Genomic DNA, 19,770 nt, shown 5'->3' with positions numbered 1-19,770 from the left:
CAGCCGTTACTCTTTGACTTCGGCCGGCGCCTTTTTCCTCTGAATAAATAATAGAACGAAAGGAATACATACAAAAGCCGGTATTGCGGAAATAAAAAATGTATCTGCAATTGACCTGACATAGGCTTCTTTTTGCATGAAACCGGCCAGATAGGAAGTCGCTGTACCCGAGGCTGTGGTCATATCTACCGCCCAGCTATAAATGGCTCCGGCGAGCGAAGATATCGTGCTGCTTGCCGTAAGGGAATCAATAGGCACACTTTCTGAAATGTGCTGGTAATGGATGACCTGGCGACTGCTCATAATCGCTGTAAATATCGCAATACCAAGTGATCCTGCCACTTGGCGGCATACGTTTGAAAGCGGCGATGCATTGCCTACTTGCTGCGGAGTCACCGCGTTCATTCCCGCTGAGGTTAACGGCATCATACAAACGCCTATTCCGATGCCTCGAATCGATAATATGAGATTGAACCAACTGGTCGGCGTATCCGCCGTCAACTGATGCAATTCCAAGGTCGTTACCCCTAGGATGGTCAGACCTGCAATGCAAATTGGGACAATCCCGAATCGCTCTGCCAGCTTCCCGCTAATGGCCATCATCACCGCCATCGCAATCGATTGCGGCATCAACAGCATCCCGGTCTGCATGGCCGTAAGCCCTTGAATACTTTGCAGATAGACCGGGGCTAAGAACGTGCCGCCCATCATCCCCACCATGACCAAGCTGCCCGCGATAACGCTAACTGTAAATTTAAGATTTTTAAATAAGTGCAGATCCAAGACAGGCTGCTTCGCTCCAAGCTCCACCCAGATCAACAGAATTAAACTGAAGAAAGCAACAAACAGCAGGCTAACAATGAACAAAGATGTCCAACCTTGTGACTGCCCTTTGCTTAAAGCCAGCAGCAGACTCCCGAAGAAGACCATCGACAATAGCGCGCCAGGCGTGTCAAATTTTAATCCGGATGTGCGCTGCGACTCCTTCATCAGAATCTTTCCTAATACTACAGCCAAAATCCCGATCGGCACATTGATGAAAAAGAGAATCCGCCAGCTGAAATTCTGGATCAGATATCCCCCGAATGTCGGCCCAAGAGCGGGAGCCACCATCGCCGCAATCCCCCATAGGCCCATTGCCGTACCTGTTTTTTCTTTGGGAAAGGTCGTGAAAATAATGGACATCCCGACCGGCATGATGAAGCCGCCGGCGAACCCTTGAATAATCCTGAACATAATCATGGTGTTGGCGCTCCACGCCAAACCGCATAATACGGAAAATACGGTAAAACCGGCTACAGAATAAATAAATAAGTTCTTATTGCCGAATCTCGCCCCCAAATATCCGCTCATCGGAATGACCATGGCGGAAGCTAGCGTATATCCTGTAATGATCCACTGCATAGTCGTGAGATCCGAACCGAATACGGCGACGAACTTGTTCATGGCTACGTTCATTAAGCTGCTGTTCAACACAGCGACAAAGGTACCTATGATGATGGCAATAAGCGAAAACCACATTTGACTGTTGCCTTCTGATTTTGGTTGTGTAACCACCGATTCATCGGCCATAAGAATGCCTCCTATTCGGCTTTCACATTCGTGCCCTCAGTCAAATTGGCTGTAGGATTCACGATGATTTGTTGGTTGGCTTTGATTTTATCGTTAGGCTGCACATACAGCCAATCCTGGTTCTTCTCTTCTGTTTTCACTTCAACGAGGTGAGCCGTATTGGTATCAATGGTGAACAGATATTCCTTTTGGTCTTTTTTGACTACGGCACTTTTCGGCACTTCCACACGACTCTGCTGGGCAGCATCCAATTTCACTTCTGCCACCATGCCGGCAAAGAGCAAGCCCTCTTTATTGTCGACTTTTACTTTGACAGGAAATGAGTTGCTGTTCGTGTTCGCAACCGGGCTAACGAATGCGATTACCCCATGAAAGCTCTTATCCGGTATGTTTTGAATAGTGACGTCTACCGTCATGCCCTCTTTCACTTGTGAAATCTGGCTATCCGCTACACTCAGCTCCACTTGGACTTGATCCATATTGACAAGCGAGAGGATCTGCACGCCGGCTTGCGCCAGCTCACCTGGCGAAATGCTTTTCTTCACGATGATTCCGTCGATCGGAGCCGTAATTGTCGCATTGCTAAGCCCGCTGTTCGCAAGCTCAAGACTCGCGTTCAAACGGTCAACATCTGCTTGAAGTGCTTTGAGCGTATTGTCAGTAGGTCCGATTTTGGTGAGCTGCAGCTTAGCCTCAGCTCCTTGCAACTGGGCTTCAGCCGTTTTCTGCGCACCTTTCGCCTGCTCGTAGCCGGCTTTAGCCTTTTCATAATCGAGCGTACCTTTATCCAAATCTGCTTGAGATACATTAGAACTGCTATCGTAGGCATTGCGTATACGGTTATAAGTACTTGTTGAGAGGTCCAGCGCAGCCTTAGCTTGTTCCAATGCGGCAGTAGTTTGTTCGTAAGCGCCGCGGGCTGCATTTATCGAGCTTTGGAGTCCTTGAATCTCTTGTGTTCGAGCGCCTGCCTGTGTATCAGCGAGCTTCGCTTGAGCAGCTATGGAGGAGGATTCAGCTTGTTTTACCTGCTGGGTTAATTCATTGGTTTCAAGTTGAAACAACACATCGCCCTTTTTAACTTTGCTGCCCTCCTGTACATTGACTTCAGCAACTTTACCAGAAACCTTCGAGACAATATTGATGCTCTGGTCTGGAATAACTTTCCCGCTCAAGCCTGCAGCTGAAAACTGTCCGAGCTTTATCACCTTTACCGGAACGGCTGACGTACCCGATTCTGCTGCTTCTTTGGCCCCGCATCCGGGAAGAATAGCGACGGCAGCAAGCATAAGAACGGCAGGAACAATTAATTTGCTTAATTTATTCATATGAACTGGCTCCTCTATTTTTAATTGCTCTTCAAGTGAATTTTGATCGTCGTGCTGATTCCCGGCAATAGATTAAGACCTTGGTTGTCATCAATCGCTATTTTGATCGGAATGCGCTGAGTTACCTTGGTGAAATTGCCGCTCGTGTTCGTTGCAGGAAGCAGCGAGAAGGTCGATGCCGTTGCCTTGCTGATTTCGCTCACTTTCCCCGTCAGAACCTTGCCTGGAAAATTATCCAATTTGATGTCAACCTTCTGACCGTCGCGGATTTTATTAATGATCGTTTCTTCGATATTGGCCGACACATACAATTTATTAGTGTCTACGACCATCGCTACAGCCTGACCTAACGACGCCACCTCGCCGGCCCTGATCAATGTCTTGATAACCGTGCCTTCTATCGGTGATCTCAATGCCGCCTGATCAATACTGCTCGTTGCCAAACTATTGATATCCTGCTTCCCGATAATCTGATCAGCAAGAACATGCTCGCCTTCTTCGACCTGCAAGGAAGTCACCTTGCCAGTAATGCGCGGCATCACTTTATATATATTTCCTGCCAATCGGGAATCCTCGGTAGAGATATAATTCTGACCTTGGTACCAGAAATAACCCCCGATCGAGCCGCCGGCGATTACCATAGCAGCTAAAATGACATACAACATAATTTTTCGTTTCATGGCTTCTCCTCTACTTTCTTATGCATAAGTCTCGCAAACAAATCGATAGATCTCTTCATCATGCTTCATTTTGGAAATTCATGAGTATATTCAATAAACCTCCCCATGAGTCAATTTTGTAACGATTGTTTTTAACGGTTATTTTTAACGTTTGTTTTTAACAATCGTTCAACTCTTTATGAAGGCAATTATATGACCTTCTTTTTAGGCAGTCAATAAAATTTTTCCAACTATTCAATTGTTCCAATCGAAAAAGCCTGCGATCCTTTGCAAGGAGCCGCAAGCTCAAAAAAATTGACTAAAGTTATAATCTCCTTTAAAATTCGTCTAGACAGGTTTTACTAACAGCTGTTAAACGGAGGTGCAGGTGATTCCTATATGAGCAAACAGGAGTTTGATGTAAAACATAAAATTATCGTGTCTGCAAAAAAGCTATTCTCCGAACTGGGCTATGATGGAACGAGTGTTAGAAAAATTTGTGACGAAGCCGGGGTTTCCTTGCCGCTTGTTTCGTATCATTTCGGGGGGAAAGAGAACGTATTTCTTGCCATACTCGAACCACTAAGCAAACTTCCTTATTTTCCCGAGACGGGGGATCCAAAGCAAGATCTACAGAATTATCTAGAGGTCTATATTTCCTTTTATCGGCAGGAACGAGAACTTTCACAAATCATTAGACAAGAACTAGCCATGAATAGTGCAAGATCGGACAAGATCATTTCGTTTATTCAAGCCACAACAGATAAATTAAAAGGTATTTTGGAAAATGGCAGGGACAAAGGTGTCTTTAAATTTGAGTCCACATCGAACAACGTGCGCTTCATCCTTGGATGCTTGAACATGTCCTCCATCGCAAAAGTCGAAATGCTAGAAATCCTCATAGGACAAACAGATGGCACCAATTACCCTATAGAGAAAGAAGTTATTGAATTTATTTATAAAGCCATTCGAAGTTAACATATCATGCATGAAATAGAAAACGGAGCACGCAAACTAGCGTGACTCCGTTATTGTCGTTCCACAAATTGAGTTCCCCAGCTGACTTCAACGTCTCATTCGCTGCTGTACATTCATAACCTCCACCCCCGCCAGCATCACGATTCGGAGATCGTTGTTTGAAAGGAAGAACATACCAATGACACTTTGATCTAGAAGACTTACACTTTTATTAGAGTTGAAATTCATAATTTCATCTACATGACTTCATAGAATCATGCTGGAAGGGATGAAAAGATGAAATCCAAGAAACTTGTTTTTGTCGCAGCCATGCTCATCATGTTCTCTAATTTTAATTATGTTCATGCAACTGATGTTCCAGTCCAAGATTTAATCGCAAGCTATAATCAACGTTTACAAGTTATCCAATCCCTTAATGGTCAACAAACGGAGATTCAAAGTCAGCTCACATCGATTAACCGGCAAGTTTTTGAATATGATAAATTAGCTAGCGAACTGCAGCCTGAGATCGATAAAATGAAGATCCAAAAGGATTCATTACAAAAAAATATAGCCAATGTTCAAAAGGATATTGATACCCGCGATCAACTGTTGAAAAATCGACTTAGTTATATCTATACGAGCGGAAATATTTCAGCTTCTTATATGGATGTGCTCTTAGGATCTTCTAGTTTTAGCGATTTTATTAATCGGATAAACATGCTAATTATGGTATTAAGCCAAGATAAGCAAATTATTGATGCAAAGACGGATGATAAAACGAATTTAACGAAGATGAATGAAGAACTGGAGCAGCAGCAATCGTTGCTTGAAGCTCAGCAAAACACGCTAAATGCAGCCAAAGCCGAACAAGAAAAAAAGATTGCAGATCGTCTCACTTTATTGAAGCAATTGCAGCAACAAAGTCTGAATGAAGTTGACAGTGCTCAGAAAGATGCCGAAAATTTGTCGGTAGTCGATTCCGAGCTTGCACCCGAAGTCAAAGAACAACTTAAAGCGGCGCTGGATAAAATAATTCAGAGCGATGGTATTTGGGATTGGCCGGTTCCTGCTTCCCATACCATCACATCCGATTTTGGCTCCCGCGGTGAAGAGTTCCACGCCGGAATCGATATCGGAGCTCCCATTGGGACTTCCATCGTCGCGGTTGATAACGGAATTGTGCTCTACGCAGGAAAAGCCAACGGATTCGGCAACTGGGTTGTCATTAAACATACCAATGGTTTGATGAGTGTTTATGGGCATATGTATGGAGATGGGATCTATGTCTCTGTCGGTCAGGAAGTAAACCGCGGTCAAGTCATTGCCGTTGTCGGCAATGACGGTCAGTCAACGGGACCTCATCTGCATTTTGCCGTTGCAGCAGGCATTACGGGCAATCAAATGAACTATATCGATCCTCGCCCATATTTGGATAACCAACATTTGTAAGCTAACACTATAAACCGGAGCCTGCAAACACGCGAGGCTTCGGTTTTTTTGTTTCATAAAGTTGCAGCCCAAAAACAATATAGCGTATTATTAATCATAGCTTTCTGCAATTATCTTTATTTTTGCGAAATAGAACTTGTACATAAGGCGGTGCATCAATTGAAAAAATACATCCTCGGCGGTATCACCGGGTTTCTCGTGGCTACGACACTATCTGCACATGCGGAGGAAATTACTAGTTTGATAGGAAAAACGATTCAGGGCGCTTTCCCCTTCCAAATTGAAGGGAAAACACTCGGTACGCCAGCAATAGTTGTGGATGGAACTTCCTACTTGCCGGTACGTGCATTTGGAGAAGCTACCGGATATGAGGTTTCATTTAATGCGGACCTTGGCATTTCTCTTAAGAAAAAAGAGGAGCAGCCCCCTCTTCCCTCTCCATCTCCAACGCCTTCACCATCCGCAACGCCAGGGCCGTCAGCAGTCGGTGACCCTAGTCGCGGATATCAGGCTATCAAATCGGTTAGTTTTAGCCTGAAGGATGAGAAAACGAAGAAAAGCACAGGCGATTTTGGCCTGATCCAAGTGGACGGAGCGCAGTATGTCTCGCTCTCCACTGTAAGCAGCTTCTATACTATCAGCTGGAATGAACCCTTGGTTCAGCTGAGTCTTAATGGTCAGCTTGTCACCTTAATTACTACCAATAACCAATATTCCAAAGGAACCGGTGCTTTTACTTATGACGGCACGATTTACATCAATCTTTCCATGCTCAATTTAAAGGGAATTGTCAAAGAGGGTGCGCTTGCGCTATCGGAAGACATCTAACTGTGTCAGAGTCCATCTACAAAGATAGCGCTTATGTTCAGCGCAAGAAAACCTGCGAAAGTGCAGGAATTTTCAGATGAATTCGGTTATAAAGTGTAAATGCCTGCAAGTGTGCAGGTATTTTCATCTTTTCCAGCCTCTGATTCAAAAAAAGCCTCAAAAACCTGCACAAACGCAGGAATTTCATCATTGAGGCTGCTCCAAGAGCAAAAAAGATGCACAATTGCAGGTTTATATTAAGCAGTTGGAGCTAGCGGGACTGCATCACCCAAGCCCTATGCCAAACAAGAGCCCAATGATTACGAATTGGGCTCTTTGGCACGAATTTCATTGATCGTAAGATTGAATTTTTTTAACAGTTGCGCGAATGTTTCGCATTCGTCTTCTGTCCATTCTTTTAACACTTTCTTAAGTCTGATCGATCTTGCCTGTTTATATTCCTCTAACTCTTGTTTTCCTAAATCCGTTATTTGAAAGGTATAAGCTCTACGATCTTGTGGATCAGGTATTCTGTATACATAGTCCTTCTGCTCTAATGACGCAGCTTGCCTACTAACAGTCGAAATGTCCAATTGGAATATTTCTGCTAGCATTTTCACACCGGCACAACCATGCGTGGATATTTGGTGCAGCAAAAGATAAGCAGATCGATCAATATTACCGAATTTTTTATCAGCGGTTATGGAGGTAAGACGGCGAACAAAGATGGCCAATTCAAGTTCTATGCTTTCCAATGAATCTATTTTCATACATTTTCACCTCATTAGCTATATGAACTATGTTAACATACCCTACCCTAATTTTGAATCAGAATGGGTACAGAAATGTACGTTGACAACACGCCTTAAAGTTGTATAATACAATAATGTAGTTTCATGATACAACTTGTTTGTTTGGGGGAGTCCATATTGCAAACATAATTTTCTATCAAATTTTTAGTTGAGATTTTTTTGGAAATGAGGTGTGATGATGTATCTTGAGACGAGCATCGCCAAACTTTTGAGACAATTGACGCGAACTCACAAAGAGTCATTAGCTAAAAGGATTCATTGTATGGGTTTAACACCTCCCCAATTCATGACGTTGTACCAAGTTAAAAAGGAGCCCAAGACAATCGGGCAGATTGTCGATGCCGTTGATTTATCCTACAGTACCGTTTCGGGGATCATCGATCGGCTTGAACGCGATGGGTGGATTAATCGTGTGAAGGACGAAGCGGATCGCCGCGTAACCTGGATTTATATGTCGGAGAAAATGCAAGCAAGGTTTGAGGAAAATTCTTTTTTCCAAGAAGCTAATTATTCTAAATTTCTAAATGGATTCTCAGAAGAAGAACTTATCATCATTCATAGTTCTTTCGATTTGATTACTAGACAATTGGAAAAGAAGGTTGAGGAGAAATCATGAAGCGTAAAGTAATGTTGTATATCATATTGACAGCTTTGGTAGTTGTCGGTGGAGGAATCGGCGGTTATTTTTGGTATGAAGGACAGAACTATCTTTCTACAGATGATTCCAGACTTGCCGGAGATATCTACAAAGTCATGCCGCGAATTACCGGAAAAGTGACCTCGTTGCAAGTCAACGAAGGAGATCATGTTCTTGCCGATCAGATTATCGGACAGCAGGACAACAATAATTTGCCTACAAGCAGCCTCGATCAAGCGGCACTACGGTCGCCTATTGAAGGAACTGTCATCAAAACGTTGGTTAAAGTCGGGGAGGTCTCCTCACCTGGTCAAACGGTAGCGATGGTCGTCGATACGAGCAAATTGTACGTTTCGGCCAACATTGAGGAAACCCAGATTTATAAAATCAAAGAAGGCGAAAAAGTAGAAATCAATTTGGACAATTTCCCTGGCAAAGTGCTAGTAGGCAAAGTGAAAGAAATCAGCAAGGCCACGGCGTCGACTTTTTCGCTGCTGCCTTCTACCAACACTAGCGGGAATTTCACCAAAGTAACGCAACGTATCCCTATCAAAATTGCAATCGATGACAACCAAGGGCTTGATTTATCACCAGGAATCAGCTCCTCGATCAAAATTCATTTGAAGGGCAACTAAAAGAAGAGGAGTTAGTCAACGATGAGTAAACGAAATCAATTAATCGTTCCAGCGATTCTCATAATTGCAGCCATTGCTGTTCTTCCTGGATGTGGTGCTGAAGTCTCAGGGCAAGCGGATTCCACCGCAGTCCCGATCCATGTCATGAAGCTGGGACAGCCTGCATCAGCAGGTTTAAGCGGTAAAGTCATTCCAGATCAGGATATTAAAATTGTATCCAAAGTAGCTGGCAAAGTAGCCAGTGTAAATGTACAAGAAGGCAGTAAAGTTAAACAAGGCGATGTATTGGTTCAGCTGGAAACAGGCGATTTAAATCAACAAGTGAAACAAGCCGAATCTTCTCTCCTTGCGGCGCAAGCCAAACTTGTTGATACGAAAGCCGGTGCCCGTTCACAGGAAATTCAAGGACTTCAAAGCGCAGTGAGCGCAGCTCAAGGAGCTTACCAACAGGCAACCGCGGCCATGGAGCAAGCCAAAGCGGGATTAGAACTTGCTACCAGCACTTATAACCGTTTAAGAAATTCATACGACAGCAATTCTGGGGTGACTCAGGAGGATTTGGATAAAGGCACGCTCGATTATGAAAAGGCGAAAGCCAGCAGCGAGCAAGCACAAGGTGCGCAAAAAGCGGCTGAAGCACAGTTGCAAGGAGCAGAAGCCAAGCTGCAATTAGCCAAAATCGGGCCGACGGATAACACAATTTCAGCGCTTCAGGCGGATGTTGATCGTTTAAATGCAGGTTTAGAGCTTGCGAACAGCGGATTGAACAATGCTACGATTACTGCCCCGATAGACGGGCTTATTGTCAAAAAAAGCATCTCTATAGGTGAGCTTGCCCAGCCTGGTGTACAGGTCCTCTCTCTTGTCAATATGGACCAGGTTCAGGTGGAATTGAGTGTATCCGATAGCCAAATCACGCAAGTAAAGGCTGGTATAAAAGTAGACGTTGCAATACAGAACCTGCCGAACCAAACCTTTAAAGGTGAGATCTTCTTCGTTAGCCCCGTCGCTAACGCGAACAGCAATACATTCCCTGTTAAAGTGAAAGTAGACAATAAAGATGGTTTGCTGTTTGCAGGAATGGTGGCTGAAGTTAAACTGGATGCTGCTCAGGAGAGCCGTTTGGAAATTCCGAAGAGCGCCATTATTAAAAAGGATCAAAAAGAATATCTGTACACAGCAGACGACAATACAGCCCACCTCGTTGAAGTAAAAACGGAGGAGAAAAATCAGGATTGGTCGTACGTGCTGCCTAACGATAAACTCAAAGCTAATGAACAAATCGTCGTGAATCCTACAGACAAGATCGCTGAAGGCACGAAGGTAAAAGCCGAATAGGAGGCGCAGCTATGGCCGAAACATCGGCAGTTAAACAACAAGAATCAGAAGGCAATGGCAAAATGTGGCTGTCGCTTATCGCTATTGTCATGGGGACCTTCGTTGCCGTTCTCAACAGCAGCTTAATGAATGTAGCCATGAACAAGTTCGTTGCCGTTTTCGGCTCGGATATCAATACGATGCAGTGGGTCATTACGGGATATACCTTGGCATCTGCGATGGTTATTCCGATGAGCGGCTTTCTCGGTGCCAAATTCGGAAATAAAAACATCTTTATTTACTCTGTAGCCGGGTTCACATTGTTTTCCGTAGTTTGTGGCCTGGCGTGGAGCTCTAGTACGATGATCTTGTTCCGAATTATACAAGGTTTTGCCGGCGGATTTATTATGCCAATCGGGATGTCAATTATTTATACGACGTTTCCTAGGGAGAAAACCGGTACAGCAATTGGCTTGTGGGGGGTAGCAGCGATGTGCGCCCCTGCACTTGGGCCAACGTTCGGTGGTTATCTGATCCAAAATTACAGCTGGAGGCTGCTCTTTTTCATCAATATACCCATTGGAATTCTTGCCGTAGTACTTGGAAAGGTTCTGCTGAAAGAATCTCCCCGCAGAGAAGGATTGAAATTTGACTTAACCGGGGCTATTCTATCTATGATCTTCTTTGGGAGCTTGCTGCTCGCTCTAAGCAAGGGACAATCACAAGGATGGACATCTTTATTCATCATTAGCCTGCTTTTCACCGCTTTTTTCAGCTTGCTGCTGCTGATCTGGGTAGAACTCGGAGTCGAGCAGCCTGTTCTTGACTTAAAGCTTTTTAAAAATTTAAAATTTACCATTAGTGTTATTGCAGGTAGTTTGGTTATGATGGGTATGATGGGCGGTACGTTTCTGACCCCGTTATATTTGCAAAACATACAAGGTCTTACTGCGATGCAGACCGGAATATTGATGATGCCTCAATCCATCGCGATGGCGCTGATGATGCCGATTAGTGGAAAACTGGCAGATAAATTTGGGATTGTCCCCTTATGTATCACAGGTCTTACCATCCTAGGTGTCACGACGCTGGATCTGCATCATCTGACGACGGATACGCCTAACCATTGGCTCAATACAATATTAACGATCCGCGGGATTGGAATCGGACTCTGTATGATGCCGCTGACCACAGCAGGCATGCGTGCGGTATCACCGCAGCAGGTCGGCAACGCCTCTCCCCTATCCAACGTGGTTCGGCAGGTTGCTGGATCCCTAGGGATTGCCATCTTTACGGCGCTCATGAGCAATCGCCAGATTATTCACTTTCAGCATATCAGCGATAGTGTACCTGTCGATTCAATTACCGCGAATAGTACCGTATCCATGCTTTCCGGCGCCATTTATTCGTGGTCGATCGACATGGCAACAGCCTCAGGTACTGCGGCTACTTATCTAGCCGGTTTCATGCAAAAAGAATCATTGGTCAGATCCATTGCTGACACTTTTTATATTTCTGCGATTCCTGCTTTTATATGTATCCCTTTCGTTCTTTTCTTTATCCAGAGAAAAAAAGCGACAAAGGATATCAATGAGTAAATGATTTATATCCAGATTCCAAATCGAGTTTTGAGAGGAGTACGAAAATGAAGAAAAGTTTATCAGTTATCATGAGCACCACAATGGCCCTTACTTTGTTTTCATCTGCAGCTCTAGGTGCAGCCGCCCCTAAAACCTCCGCAGATTTCAGTGATTTAAATCAGCTTGATTCCGCAACGAAGGCTAAATTTGATGCGATGATTGCCGCGGGTATTTTTGATGGGGTCAGCGATGGCCTCTTTGGTCTTCATGATAAAATGAACCGTGCCCAATTTGCCAAAGTAGCTGCTTTGATCTTCGGATTGAAGGTAGATTCTTCTTTGAAAGTATCCAGTTTCAGCGATGTGAGCAGCACTGATCCGGCTAACGGCTATGCCCTGCCCTATATCGAAGCGCTGAAAGCCGCTAACCTTACAGATGGCTTTGGCCCAGGCACGTATAACCCAGCAGGTGAAGTAACGAAAGAACAGCTGGCCGCCTTCCTAATCCGCGGATTGAATAAGGATGCTGAGGCCAAAGGGAATGCTGGAGTTAATGACAGCACCGTCTCGAATTGGGCCAAGGGCTACGCTGCGCTGGCTATTCAATTGAACTTGCTCGGGAACTTGGCTGACGGTACATTCGGGGGGATCGCACCTGCCACACGCGACCTGCTGGTGACTTCCTCTTATGCAGCCAAGCAGCAATTCGTGCCTGGTCAACATGCAGAGATTCATGTAGATGAAATGAAAGCCTACACCCTCCCTGGTGGCTCACAGGCTCAAGTCAAAAGTATGCTGCAGGAAAAAACAACAGACGGTTGGAAAATTGGGACCGTCGTTAAGCTGACCAATTCGTCCAGTTCCACGATACGGATTCCCGACTATGAACTCCGTGTCAAAACGGCTGACGGCACGGACTATACGTTAGTGCCAAGCGCAAGCAATGCCCACTCGATTCTGCCGCAGAGCGATGTGACACTCAGCTATATGGCTGATATCAATGTTAAGTCGGACGTAAATTTAACCGACATCCTGTGGATCGATGTGAATGATAAGGTATATCCTAAGCAGGAAACACTGCTTGCGGATTCTCCCGTTGATTCGATTGTATGGCGCGGTAAAGATGCTGTTATTAAGGACTCCGCCCTATTAGGAAATTGGGGAGCTACCTTTGCGCTTCCTGGCGTGACTTCATCTTTGAAATATTCGGCTACAAGTATGTCCAAGCAGTTCACTGGGCAATCGCCAACGTATATCGTGCAGGTTAAAGTCCAAAATTCAGGAAGTTATGCTGAAACCATTCCCGATTTCACACTTAGCGGGAAATCGGAAGGGCAATCTTTTATTGGAAAAAGGATTGAAGAATCCCCAATAAGCCTCAATGCCGGCGAGCAGAAATATATTCATTTTGCGATCACAACCGATACGAATACGCAATTGAATGCCTTCTATGTTCTTACGCCTGAAAGCTTCTTGAAACAAGGCCAGACAACACCGATTCAGTACTATACCGGACGCATCGGGTTTGGACTTCCTGCTAATGGAGGAACAGATACAAGCACAGTTCCTGCTGGAGGCAACTATACCTTCGGTACACCAATGGTCTTCGAGCAAGGAAATGAGTTCATCAATCCCAATCTGGCTGTATCGCTTGAAGAATTGCATGTGACGAATAACGAAGAAACCGGAAATAAGACCGGTCTTGCTAAATTCAAACTGGTCAATAAAAGCGATAAGCCCATTCCGGTACCAGCGATTGCCGCTGATTTAACGGGTAAAGATGGTTACACCTATACGGGCAACCGACAAACAATGGGTACTTCCGATATTGCTCCTGGAACAGGAGTCGTAGTTAGCTATGGCTATACCATTCCATCCACTGACCAAAGTGATCAGTACAAATTGAATGTGCAAGGCGTCCTGTCAGGGGCTGGACAAGGACAACCGACTAATGGTTCTTCAACCTATAAATCTACGATTGCCAGCTACAATGTCAGCTCGCAAACCGACAATGATCATAACAATGTTTCCTTATATCCATTCAAGCTGAACATCAAAAGCTGGACATTATCCCAACTGGCTTCTCCGACATTATCCTATACGTATAAATTAAATCTGGATATGGACATTACACGTGATTCTGAAGTCATCGTGGATAATAACTTCTCCAAGTTGAAATTTGAATTGGTTGATGGTTCCGGAAGTTCACTTGGTTCAAGTTCCTTCCCTTTCACCGGAACAAATCGTTTGGTGAGCGGCAACCAATCGCTAAGCTTCAATAATCTTACCCAAAGCCAAATTCAAAACAACGTTTCGATTAAGGTCTACGAAACTGTGAATACACCGAATGGCGAAGTAGACAGATTTATTGCGGAATTAAAATAAACCCTTTTAAAATTTTATGGTGAAATGAAACGGAGCCCGCGAAATCGCGTGGCTCCGTTTTTTTATATCATGTTTACCAAATTAGACTAGATACGTTCCCTGTTAAGCGATTTACCTCCAACCAGTCTTGCGTAACTGTATGCTCGTCGTTCTGATCCTTGCGAACGATCTCGTAGCTATGAATCGTAACCGTTTTATTGTCTGAACGATCGACCTCCGTCTTAAAGATGGAACCAATATTATCTGCACTACGCATATTAGTTGTGACAGAAGTAGCCTTTTCAACACCAGTGACAATATAGATTGCTTCTGTTTCGGTAAGCTGAAATTCACCAGATTCCCCCACTGCAAGATCACCATTATCCCATTTGTGCATTTTCAATTTGACTAATCGATCGGCATAATCCTTATGTAGAATTTGATAAATTAAGAACGAATCAGCTCCCAAGTTATTGAGCTCTTTTTGAAGGTCCTGCTCTTTATAATCAGATATTTCGCCAATAACACTTAGGCTTTGATCGGCTGCTTTGTACATGAGTAAAAAATCAGCATTCATTTGGGTAACATTCTTATCATTTCTTGTTCGAACTAACAGAAGAAGCTTGTCATCTAACTCATAGGTCAGCACTTCGGATAATCCATGCCTGTATGGATCCGGCAGCTTTAAAGTATCATAAACCTTAGTTAAAAAACGGCTATCCGCTGAGTCAGTATGTTCTAGATAAAAAGTTCCTTTTGGTTCCGCGTTATTCCCACCGAAATGCTCACCTGGATAATCAATTGTAATGGAATTCTCCGTGAAAGAGATTTTGACTATGCTATACTTTTGATTTAAAATGATGAATTTGTTACCATCGTAAGAGAAATCCGTTTCAATTTCACCATTATTGTGACTATAGCCGTACGTCATTGACGCAATTAAGTGATACTTATTCATGCCCATCCTTGAAACTTTCGCTACACCAGTTTGAAATGGAGAGTACCCTGAGCAAAGAAAAGTGCCTATAATTACAGGATTAGAATTCACAGAAGCGCTAGATGTTGGAAACTGAGTCTCTTTCGCATCACTTTCGACAATTGGATTTAGGGTAGGTTGAAGTTTTTCATATTTACTACTTGAAGTTATTTGATTGCATCCAACTAAAAGCAGGAAAACGATCAGTATAAGCCTGATTTTATGCAAGCTAGATCCTCCGTTTACGTTTCATTGATGGCGCGCATTTACTTATTTAAATAACGCCAAATTTCTTTAATGCATAAGATATGCCACCTTCGCTTGCTTTTTTCGTAACGTAATCCGCTTTTTGTTTTAACCGCTCATCACCGTTTTCCATTGCAATTCCCAATCCTACGTACTCCAACATGTCGATATCATTGCCACCGTCACCGAAAGCAATCGCTTCCGACTTGCAAATGTTTAGATGGTCCAGCACTTTTTTTATCGCCGCTGATTTGGAAACTTCCGTTTCTTCTAGCACATTCATTACGTAGCCATGAAATCGCTGGAACCTGAGTGTAGGAAATCTGATTAGAAATTTCTCAGCTTCTCTCTCGTCCGCATACAAACATAGGCAATAGACATCTTCTGACAATGAACTCATTTTTTCAGGATATTGCGTAAGACTTAGCGTCTCTTTTAAAGCCTTCATAACCCGCTCATCATCGCCCCCTAATCCGTTCATTGCGAATAGTTCAGTAAAATATGACAGGCCATGTCCGTTCAACTCCGCAAAAGATGAGATATCACGCACTGTATTTCTGGAAAGCACGGATTTATGAATAATGTTATCATTGCATTTAATAAGCGCCCCATTAGCAGAAATAAATGTCTCAACGCCCATAGCCTTAAACTCTTCACACAAATTATAGGGTCTCCCCGTTGCGACTACGACTTTAATATTTTTTTCAATCAAACTTTCGATTGCTTCTTTTGTACTTAGAGGCAAGCTTCTATCCACTTCACTTAATAGTGTGCCGTCAACATCAAAAAATACAACCTTGTACATATTTGAAAAATGCCTCCCTTATTGCTTAAAATTGTTCCCATACATTTCATTTTACCATAATTAGGGAATGTAATTTGAAATAAAATGGAAGAACCTCCGGAAGCAGATATTAATTCTTCTCATTGCAATTTGTCCAGTCAAATCAGCCATCCAATGTCTGATTGCAAGCTTTCACTGGAAATAATCCAATGAAATATTCCATAAATTCCAAGGTGCCTGCTGTTTTCAGATTATCCATTGGAGTCTATCCAATGTAAACCGTCTTTCAAGCCCTTCAAACTAACTTCCATTGGAATTAATCCAGTGAAACCAGCTTTCTCTCTCAAAAAGATGGGGCTTCATTTGCACCCATCAGTCCTCTCCTGAGAACTTATACTTTCCGACGTAAAATAAAAAAACCGCGCTACGCACGGTTTACTAATTTGGAGAAATCGCTGTAAGATAAAGCTTTTCATAGCCCTCTTTTTTTTGTAAGTATTACGATTAATACGTGTCAATAAAACTTGGGAATCGGATCGGTCAGCTTTCTCCAATTGCTTTTCATTTCTTCCACCGTTAAAAGAGCTTCATCAAGCGTTCTTGTAATTGCTTCACGCTCCATCTCAATGCCTATAAAGACAAGCTTCGTCACCCTGTCCCCCCACTCATCATCCCAATCTGGCGATTTGGGAAAGTCGCTGCCGAAATGCACAAACCGTTCTTCCTCTGACATCGATGCGACCCATAATCCCGCTGGCGACAGCTGTCTGGAGACACCCGCTTGACTGAAAGAAATCGCCATGTTATTGCGAGTGGCAATCCACATTAAACCTTTGGAACGGACAATAGATTGGGGCCACTTCGCCATCCATTTCAACAAACGCTCAGGATGGAAAGGAATTTTGCGTGTATAAACAAAGGAAGTTATCCCGTACTCTTCGGTTTCGGGCGTATGTGTTTCCTTCTGCAATTCCCGCATCCAACCAGCGGAAGTACTGGCTTCTTCAAAGTTGAATAAGTGTGTATTCAATATCATCTTAGGATCCACTTTGCCATGAGAGGCTCTTATGATTCTGGCTCTTGGCTGCAATCCCTTGAGCGCCACTTCCAACTTAACAAGTTCGTCTTCCGTCACCATATCGCACTTATTGATGATGAGAACATCGCAAAATTCCACTTGTTCGGTCAGAAGATTAACGACACTGCGTGTATCCTCAATGCCTGCATCCTGTCCGCGGTCTCTCAAGCTTTCGCGCGTATTGAAGTCTTGCCAGAAATGATAGGCATCAACAACCGTCACCAGTGTATCCAAACGAGTTAGCTTAGTTAAATCAATTTGCTTCTCTTCGTCAACATAGGTGAACGTTTGAGCTACGGGTAATGGCTCTCCAACACCCGTAGATTCGATAAGTATGTAATCAAATCGTTTCTCCATAGCGAGGCGCTCAATTTCCTGCAGAAGATCATCCCTTAATGTGCAGCATATGCAGCCATTGGACATTTCGACTAACTTCTCTTCCGTACGGCTTAATCCGCCGCCCTCCCGAATCAAGTCCGCATCGATATTCACTTCGCTCAAATCATTCACGATGACAGCAACTTTCAGACCGTCGCGATTATGCAATATATGATTTAACAGTGTCGTCTTGCCTGCTCCCAGATAACCGCTCAATACAGTAACAGGAATTCTGTCTTGCAAACTTGGCATGCTCATTGTATCAACTGCCTTTCCCCGTTCACATTTAATCGTAATTATTACTAATAACTAAAAGAAATATATCTTCTTTTATAAGTTATGTCAATATTAAAATCGGAGGCTCACCAAAAAGAAAAAACATCGCCTATTTTCAAGGCGATGTTAACGATAGTCAGATTCGTGAGCCTCATCAATTCGAGTACTTGCCTTTCGTGAATTGGTAAAGCGAGTCATACATCTTTCGAATCTCCGGATCACTGCTGTTTGCTGCATGAAGCAAGACGGGGCCGCTGCCTTTGTAATAGGCTTTAAATGCATTCTTCATGTAGCCATACTTTACTCCGCCTTTGAGGTAATCCATGAATCTGTCACGGAAGACCTTATCCGTCAGCATCCTGTCATCAAATTCCATCTCCACTCCCATTCCATAGGTTTTGGCGATATTTGCGGCATCTTCGATGCGATCAGCATTCAGATTCTCAAAGTAATAGTTGGGTTGAAAAGCTGCTGCATCAAAGCCGACATCCTGCCACATAAAGCTTTTATATGCAAGGAAATGAGGAATCCAGAATGACTTTAAACCCTGATCGTGGACGAGTTTATTGACTAAGCGGAGCGTTTCCGGTCCCGTCTCACTCGTACTTACCTGCTCATCCAACCAATACATGCCGACAAGCTCAAGATTGGAGAAATTTTGTTCTTTCCAGCGTTTCTTAACCTCTTGGATCCACCAACGAACAGCTTTCTGTCTGTTCGCCAAAGCAGCATCCTTGCCTACCAAGCCCTCATTAAAGTTCTCCGATATTCCGTCCCCGTCCACATCGCCGAAATCTGATAAATACTCGCCAGGATTCGGTATCATCATAACTACCTTCGATTTATGCTTCGGCTGCCCCAGTTTCCCGCCGACTTCCTTAGTCGCTTCATTCAGCTGACGCAGATCTCCTTGATTAGAGAGCGTCTTATCAAGATACCATTTCCAGTCTGTCAGGTACGCGCCGCCACCGCCGAAATCACGCCCTTGCGGAGTCATTAATCCTAGTGTAAGGAAGCCGTCAAAAAACCAATCGACCGGGTTCCCATCCTTATTGATATAGCTAATTTCGGGAATCAGCTTCTCTTTCGTCCAGTTGCCGTCTCCATTGGCATAATAACCATTGTATAAAAGCGATAAATTGGCAATACCCGCAGTGTCTTTACCTGGCTGCAAATAGGTGAATGGGTCGGAAGGCACCTTCTTTGCACCTTTCGCTTTTCCATCGGTCCCCCAGATCTCGATTTCGTCCACAAATGACCACGCCCTTGGGTGCATGGAGAAGGTCACTTTGATGTATCGGGCATACGCCATCACCGCGTCATGGCCGGGTCTCTGAACCCCATCCTTGCTGCCATCCCAAGTGTAGTATTGATCTACTGGAGGTCCATCGCTCCACAGCTTCTCTGTTGCTTTATTGGCAAGCGTGCCCCAGTGTTCTTTATCGTCGGAAGCGTACATGGAAACCGTCAGCGGAAAAAGAACAGCAGATCCCGGCCAATCTTGCAGAAAATGGGCTTTAATGCTGGAAACAGATTTGGAGCTTCCCAGATCAAACACGACTTCACGCGTTTTTTTATGTAAATTCCCCACCCATGCTGGATCGAGTACGTTCAAGCTGCCAACTTTTCCATCGGTAAGCTTATTTCCGGTGTCCGGATAGCTGGGATCTGGTGTTTCGGACCACGTATAACTTAAACCCTTGGCCAGATTGCGAAGTTCCGGTTGCTTCTCAGCCGCATGCACACTGGGCATCATCATTAACATCAGCATCATACATACGGCTAGCGTTATCCATTTTTTCATCGGAATCATCATTTTCCCTCCTGAATGTGGTTTATAATCTTATGCATGCAGCGTGAAGAGGCCTCTTCACTCTTAATACTAGATGAGCTGTGCCACCATACAAAGAGAT

General features: G+C 44.0%; 16 protein-coding genes. 8 read left to right on the top strand and 8 right to left on the bottom strand.

What is annotated here, in order from left to right:
- Nucleotides 1-6 precede the first annotated feature (6 nt).
- Genes BC351_RS15325 through BC351_RS15315 form a run of 3 tightly spaced genes read right to left on the bottom strand, consistent with a single transcriptional unit; the run spans nucleotide 7 to nucleotide 3,580 of the window.
- Nucleotides 7-1,572, bottom strand: coding sequence for a DHA2 family efflux MFS transporter permease subunit (locus BC351_RS15325; protein WP_079413454.1), 1,566 nt, complete (start codon nucleotides 1,570-1,572; stop codon nucleotides 7-9).
- 11 nt (nucleotides 1,573-1,583) lie between these two features.
- Nucleotides 1,584-2,900 carry an efflux RND transporter periplasmic adaptor subunit gene (locus BC351_RS15320; RefSeq protein WP_079413452.1) on the bottom strand — a complete coding sequence of 439 codons (1,317 nt, stop codon included), beginning with the start codon at nucleotides 2,898-2,900 and terminating at the stop codon, nucleotides 1,584-1,586.
- Nucleotides 2,901-2,920: 20 nt separating this feature from the next.
- Nucleotides 2,921-3,580: an HlyD family secretion protein gene (locus tag BC351_RS15315; RefSeq protein ID WP_079413450.1), complete on the bottom strand. Its 660-nt coding sequence runs from the start codon at nucleotides 3,578-3,580 to the stop codon at nucleotides 2,921-2,923.
- A 378-nt stretch (nucleotides 3,581-3,958) separates the two neighbouring features.
- Between BC351_RS15315 and BC351_RS15310 the strand changes: the two genes are divergently transcribed.
- From BC351_RS15310 to BC351_RS15300, 3 genes are all read left to right on the top strand, one after another.
- Nucleotides 3,959-4,537, top strand: a complete 579-nt coding sequence (locus BC351_RS15310) for a TetR/AcrR family transcriptional regulator (RefSeq protein ID WP_079413448.1) — start codon at nucleotides 3,959-3,961, stop codon at nucleotides 4,535-4,537.
- A 276-nt stretch (nucleotides 4,538-4,813) separates the two neighbouring features.
- A complete protein-coding gene (locus BC351_RS15305; RefSeq protein WP_079413446.1) occupies nucleotides 4,814-5,968 on the top strand; it encodes a murein hydrolase activator EnvC family protein in 1,155 nt (384 codons plus the stop codon).
- Nucleotides 5,969-6,127: 159 nt separating this feature from the next.
- The gene (locus tag BC351_RS15300) at nucleotides 6,128-6,796 is read left to right on the top strand and encodes a hypothetical protein (RefSeq protein ID WP_079413445.1); all 669 of its coding nucleotides are present in this window, start codon (nucleotides 6,128-6,130) and stop codon (nucleotides 6,794-6,796) included.
- A 299-nt stretch (nucleotides 6,797-7,095) separates the two neighbouring features.
- On the opposite strand, the gene BC351_RS15295 is transcribed toward BC351_RS15300, so the two are convergent.
- A complete protein-coding gene (locus BC351_RS15295) occupies nucleotides 7,096-7,545 on the bottom strand; it encodes a MarR family winged helix-turn-helix transcriptional regulator (protein WP_079413443.1) in 450 nt (149 codons plus the stop codon).
- A 304-nt stretch (nucleotides 7,546-7,849) separates the two neighbouring features.
- Here BC351_RS15295 and BC351_RS15290 point away from each other — a divergent pair, with 304 nt between their 5' ends.
- The 5 genes from BC351_RS15290 to BC351_RS15270 are packed head-to-tail and all read left to right on the top strand — an operon-like array spanning nucleotide 7,850 to nucleotide 14,140.
- Complete coding sequence (locus tag BC351_RS15290; RefSeq protein WP_244209004.1) at nucleotides 7,850-8,203, top strand: MarR family winged helix-turn-helix transcriptional regulator; 354 nt, start codon at nucleotides 7,850-7,852, stop codon at nucleotides 8,201-8,203.
- Nucleotides 8,200-8,859 (top strand): HlyD family secretion protein, encoded by a 660-nt coding sequence (locus tag BC351_RS15285; protein WP_079413439.1) that lies wholly within the window; start codon nucleotides 8,200-8,202, stop codon nucleotides 8,857-8,859. The genes BC351_RS15290 and BC351_RS15285 overlap by 4 nt, the downstream gene beginning before the upstream one ends.
- 21 nt (nucleotides 8,860-8,880) lie before the next feature.
- Complete coding sequence (locus tag BC351_RS15280) at nucleotides 8,881-10,197, top strand: efflux RND transporter periplasmic adaptor subunit (protein WP_079413437.1); 1,317 nt, start codon at nucleotides 8,881-8,883, stop codon at nucleotides 10,195-10,197.
- Between the two features lie 11 nt (nucleotides 10,198-10,208).
- Entirely contained in the window at nucleotides 10,209-11,774 is a 1,566-nt protein-coding gene (locus tag BC351_RS15275; protein WP_079413435.1) for a DHA2 family efflux MFS transporter permease subunit, read from the top strand.
- A gap of 47 nt (nucleotides 11,775-11,821) precedes the next feature.
- Nucleotides 11,822-14,140 carry an S-layer homology domain-containing protein gene (locus BC351_RS15270; RefSeq protein ID WP_079413433.1) on the top strand — a complete coding sequence of 773 codons (2,319 nt, stop codon included), beginning with the start codon at nucleotides 11,822-11,824 and terminating at the stop codon, nucleotides 14,138-14,140.
- Nucleotides 14,141-14,213: 73 nt separating this feature from the next.
- On the opposite strand, the gene BC351_RS15265 is transcribed toward BC351_RS15270, so the two are convergent.
- The 4 genes from BC351_RS15265 to BC351_RS15250 form a co-directional block, all read right to left on the bottom strand.
- A complete protein-coding gene (locus BC351_RS15265; protein WP_079413431.1) occupies nucleotides 14,214-15,323 on the bottom strand; it encodes a hypothetical protein in 1,110 nt (369 codons plus the stop codon).
- A gap of 46 nt (nucleotides 15,324-15,369) precedes the next feature.
- On the bottom strand, nucleotides 15,370-16,146 hold the full coding sequence (locus BC351_RS15260; protein WP_079413429.1) for a Cof-type HAD-IIB family hydrolase: 777 nt from the start codon (nucleotides 16,144-16,146) through the stop codon (nucleotides 15,370-15,372).
- A gap of 493 nt (nucleotides 16,147-16,639) precedes the next feature.
- Entirely contained in the window at nucleotides 16,640-17,839 is a 1,200-nt protein-coding gene (locus tag BC351_RS15255; protein ID WP_158082097.1) for a GTP-binding protein, read from the bottom strand.
- A gap of 172 nt (nucleotides 17,840-18,011) precedes the next feature.
- Entirely contained in the window at nucleotides 18,012-19,670 is a 1,659-nt protein-coding gene (locus BC351_RS15250; protein ID WP_079413427.1) for a DUF4855 domain-containing protein, read from the bottom strand.
- Nucleotides 19,671-19,770: the final 100 nt, after the last annotated feature.

The sequence above is a fragment of the Paenibacillus ferrarius genome (assembly GCF_002027705.1).
Lineage (GTDB): Bacteria > Bacillota > Bacilli > Paenibacillales > NBRC-103111 > Paenibacillus_E > Paenibacillus_E ferrarius.
The sequence above is the reverse complement of the archived record's forward strand: the minus strand, read 5'-3'. Positions and strand labels throughout refer to the sequence as shown.

What these genes read in the sequence shown, in the direction of transcription:
- BC351_RS15260 (WP_079413429.1), bottom strand. Translation starts at nt 16,146, where the DNA reads ATGTACAAGGTTGTATTTTTTGATGTTGACGGCACACTATTAAGTGAA.
- BC351_RS15280 (WP_079413437.1), top strand. Translation starts at nt 8,881, where the DNA reads ATGAGTAAACGAAATCAATTAATCGTTCCAGCGATTCTCATAATTGCA.
- BC351_RS15315 (WP_079413450.1), bottom strand. Translation starts at nt 3,580, where the DNA reads ATGAAACGAAAAATTATGTTGTATGTCATTTTAGCTGCTATGGTAATC.
- BC351_RS15325 (WP_079413454.1), bottom strand. Translation starts at nt 1,572, where the DNA reads ATGGCCGATGAATCGGTGGTTACACAACCAAAATCAGAAGGCAACAGT.
- BC351_RS15295 (WP_079413443.1), bottom strand. Translation starts at nt 7,545, where the DNA reads ATGAAAATAGATTCATTGGAAAGCATAGAACTTGAATTGGCCATCTTT.
- BC351_RS15290 (WP_244209004.1), top strand. Translation starts at nt 7,850, where the DNA reads ATGGGTTTAACACCTCCCCAATTCATGACGTTGTACCAAGTTAAAAAG.
- BC351_RS15320 (WP_079413452.1), bottom strand. Translation starts at nt 2,900, where the DNA reads ATGAATAAATTAAGCAAATTAATTGTTCCTGCCGTTCTTATGCTTGCT.
- BC351_RS15310 (WP_079413448.1), top strand. Translation starts at nt 3,959, where the DNA reads ATGAGCAAACAGGAGTTTGATGTAAAACATAAAATTATCGTGTCTGCA.
- BC351_RS15270 (WP_079413433.1), top strand. Translation starts at nt 11,822, where the DNA reads ATGAAGAAAAGTTTATCAGTTATCATGAGCACCACAATGGCCCTTACT.
- BC351_RS15250 (WP_079413427.1), bottom strand. Translation starts at nt 19,670, where the DNA reads ATGATTCCGATGAAAAAATGGATAACGCTAGCCGTATGTATGATGCTG.
- BC351_RS15305 (WP_079413446.1), top strand. Translation starts at nt 4,814, where the DNA reads ATGAAATCCAAGAAACTTGTTTTTGTCGCAGCCATGCTCATCATGTTC.
- BC351_RS15255 (WP_158082097.1), bottom strand. Translation starts at nt 17,839, where the DNA reads ATGAGCATGCCAAGTTTGCAAGACAGAATTCCTGTTACTGTATTGAGC.
- BC351_RS15285 (WP_079413439.1), top strand. Translation starts at nt 8,200, where the DNA reads ATGAAGCGTAAAGTAATGTTGTATATCATATTGACAGCTTTGGTAGTT.
- BC351_RS15275 (WP_079413435.1), top strand. Translation starts at nt 10,209, where the DNA reads ATGGCCGAAACATCGGCAGTTAAACAACAAGAATCAGAAGGCAATGGC.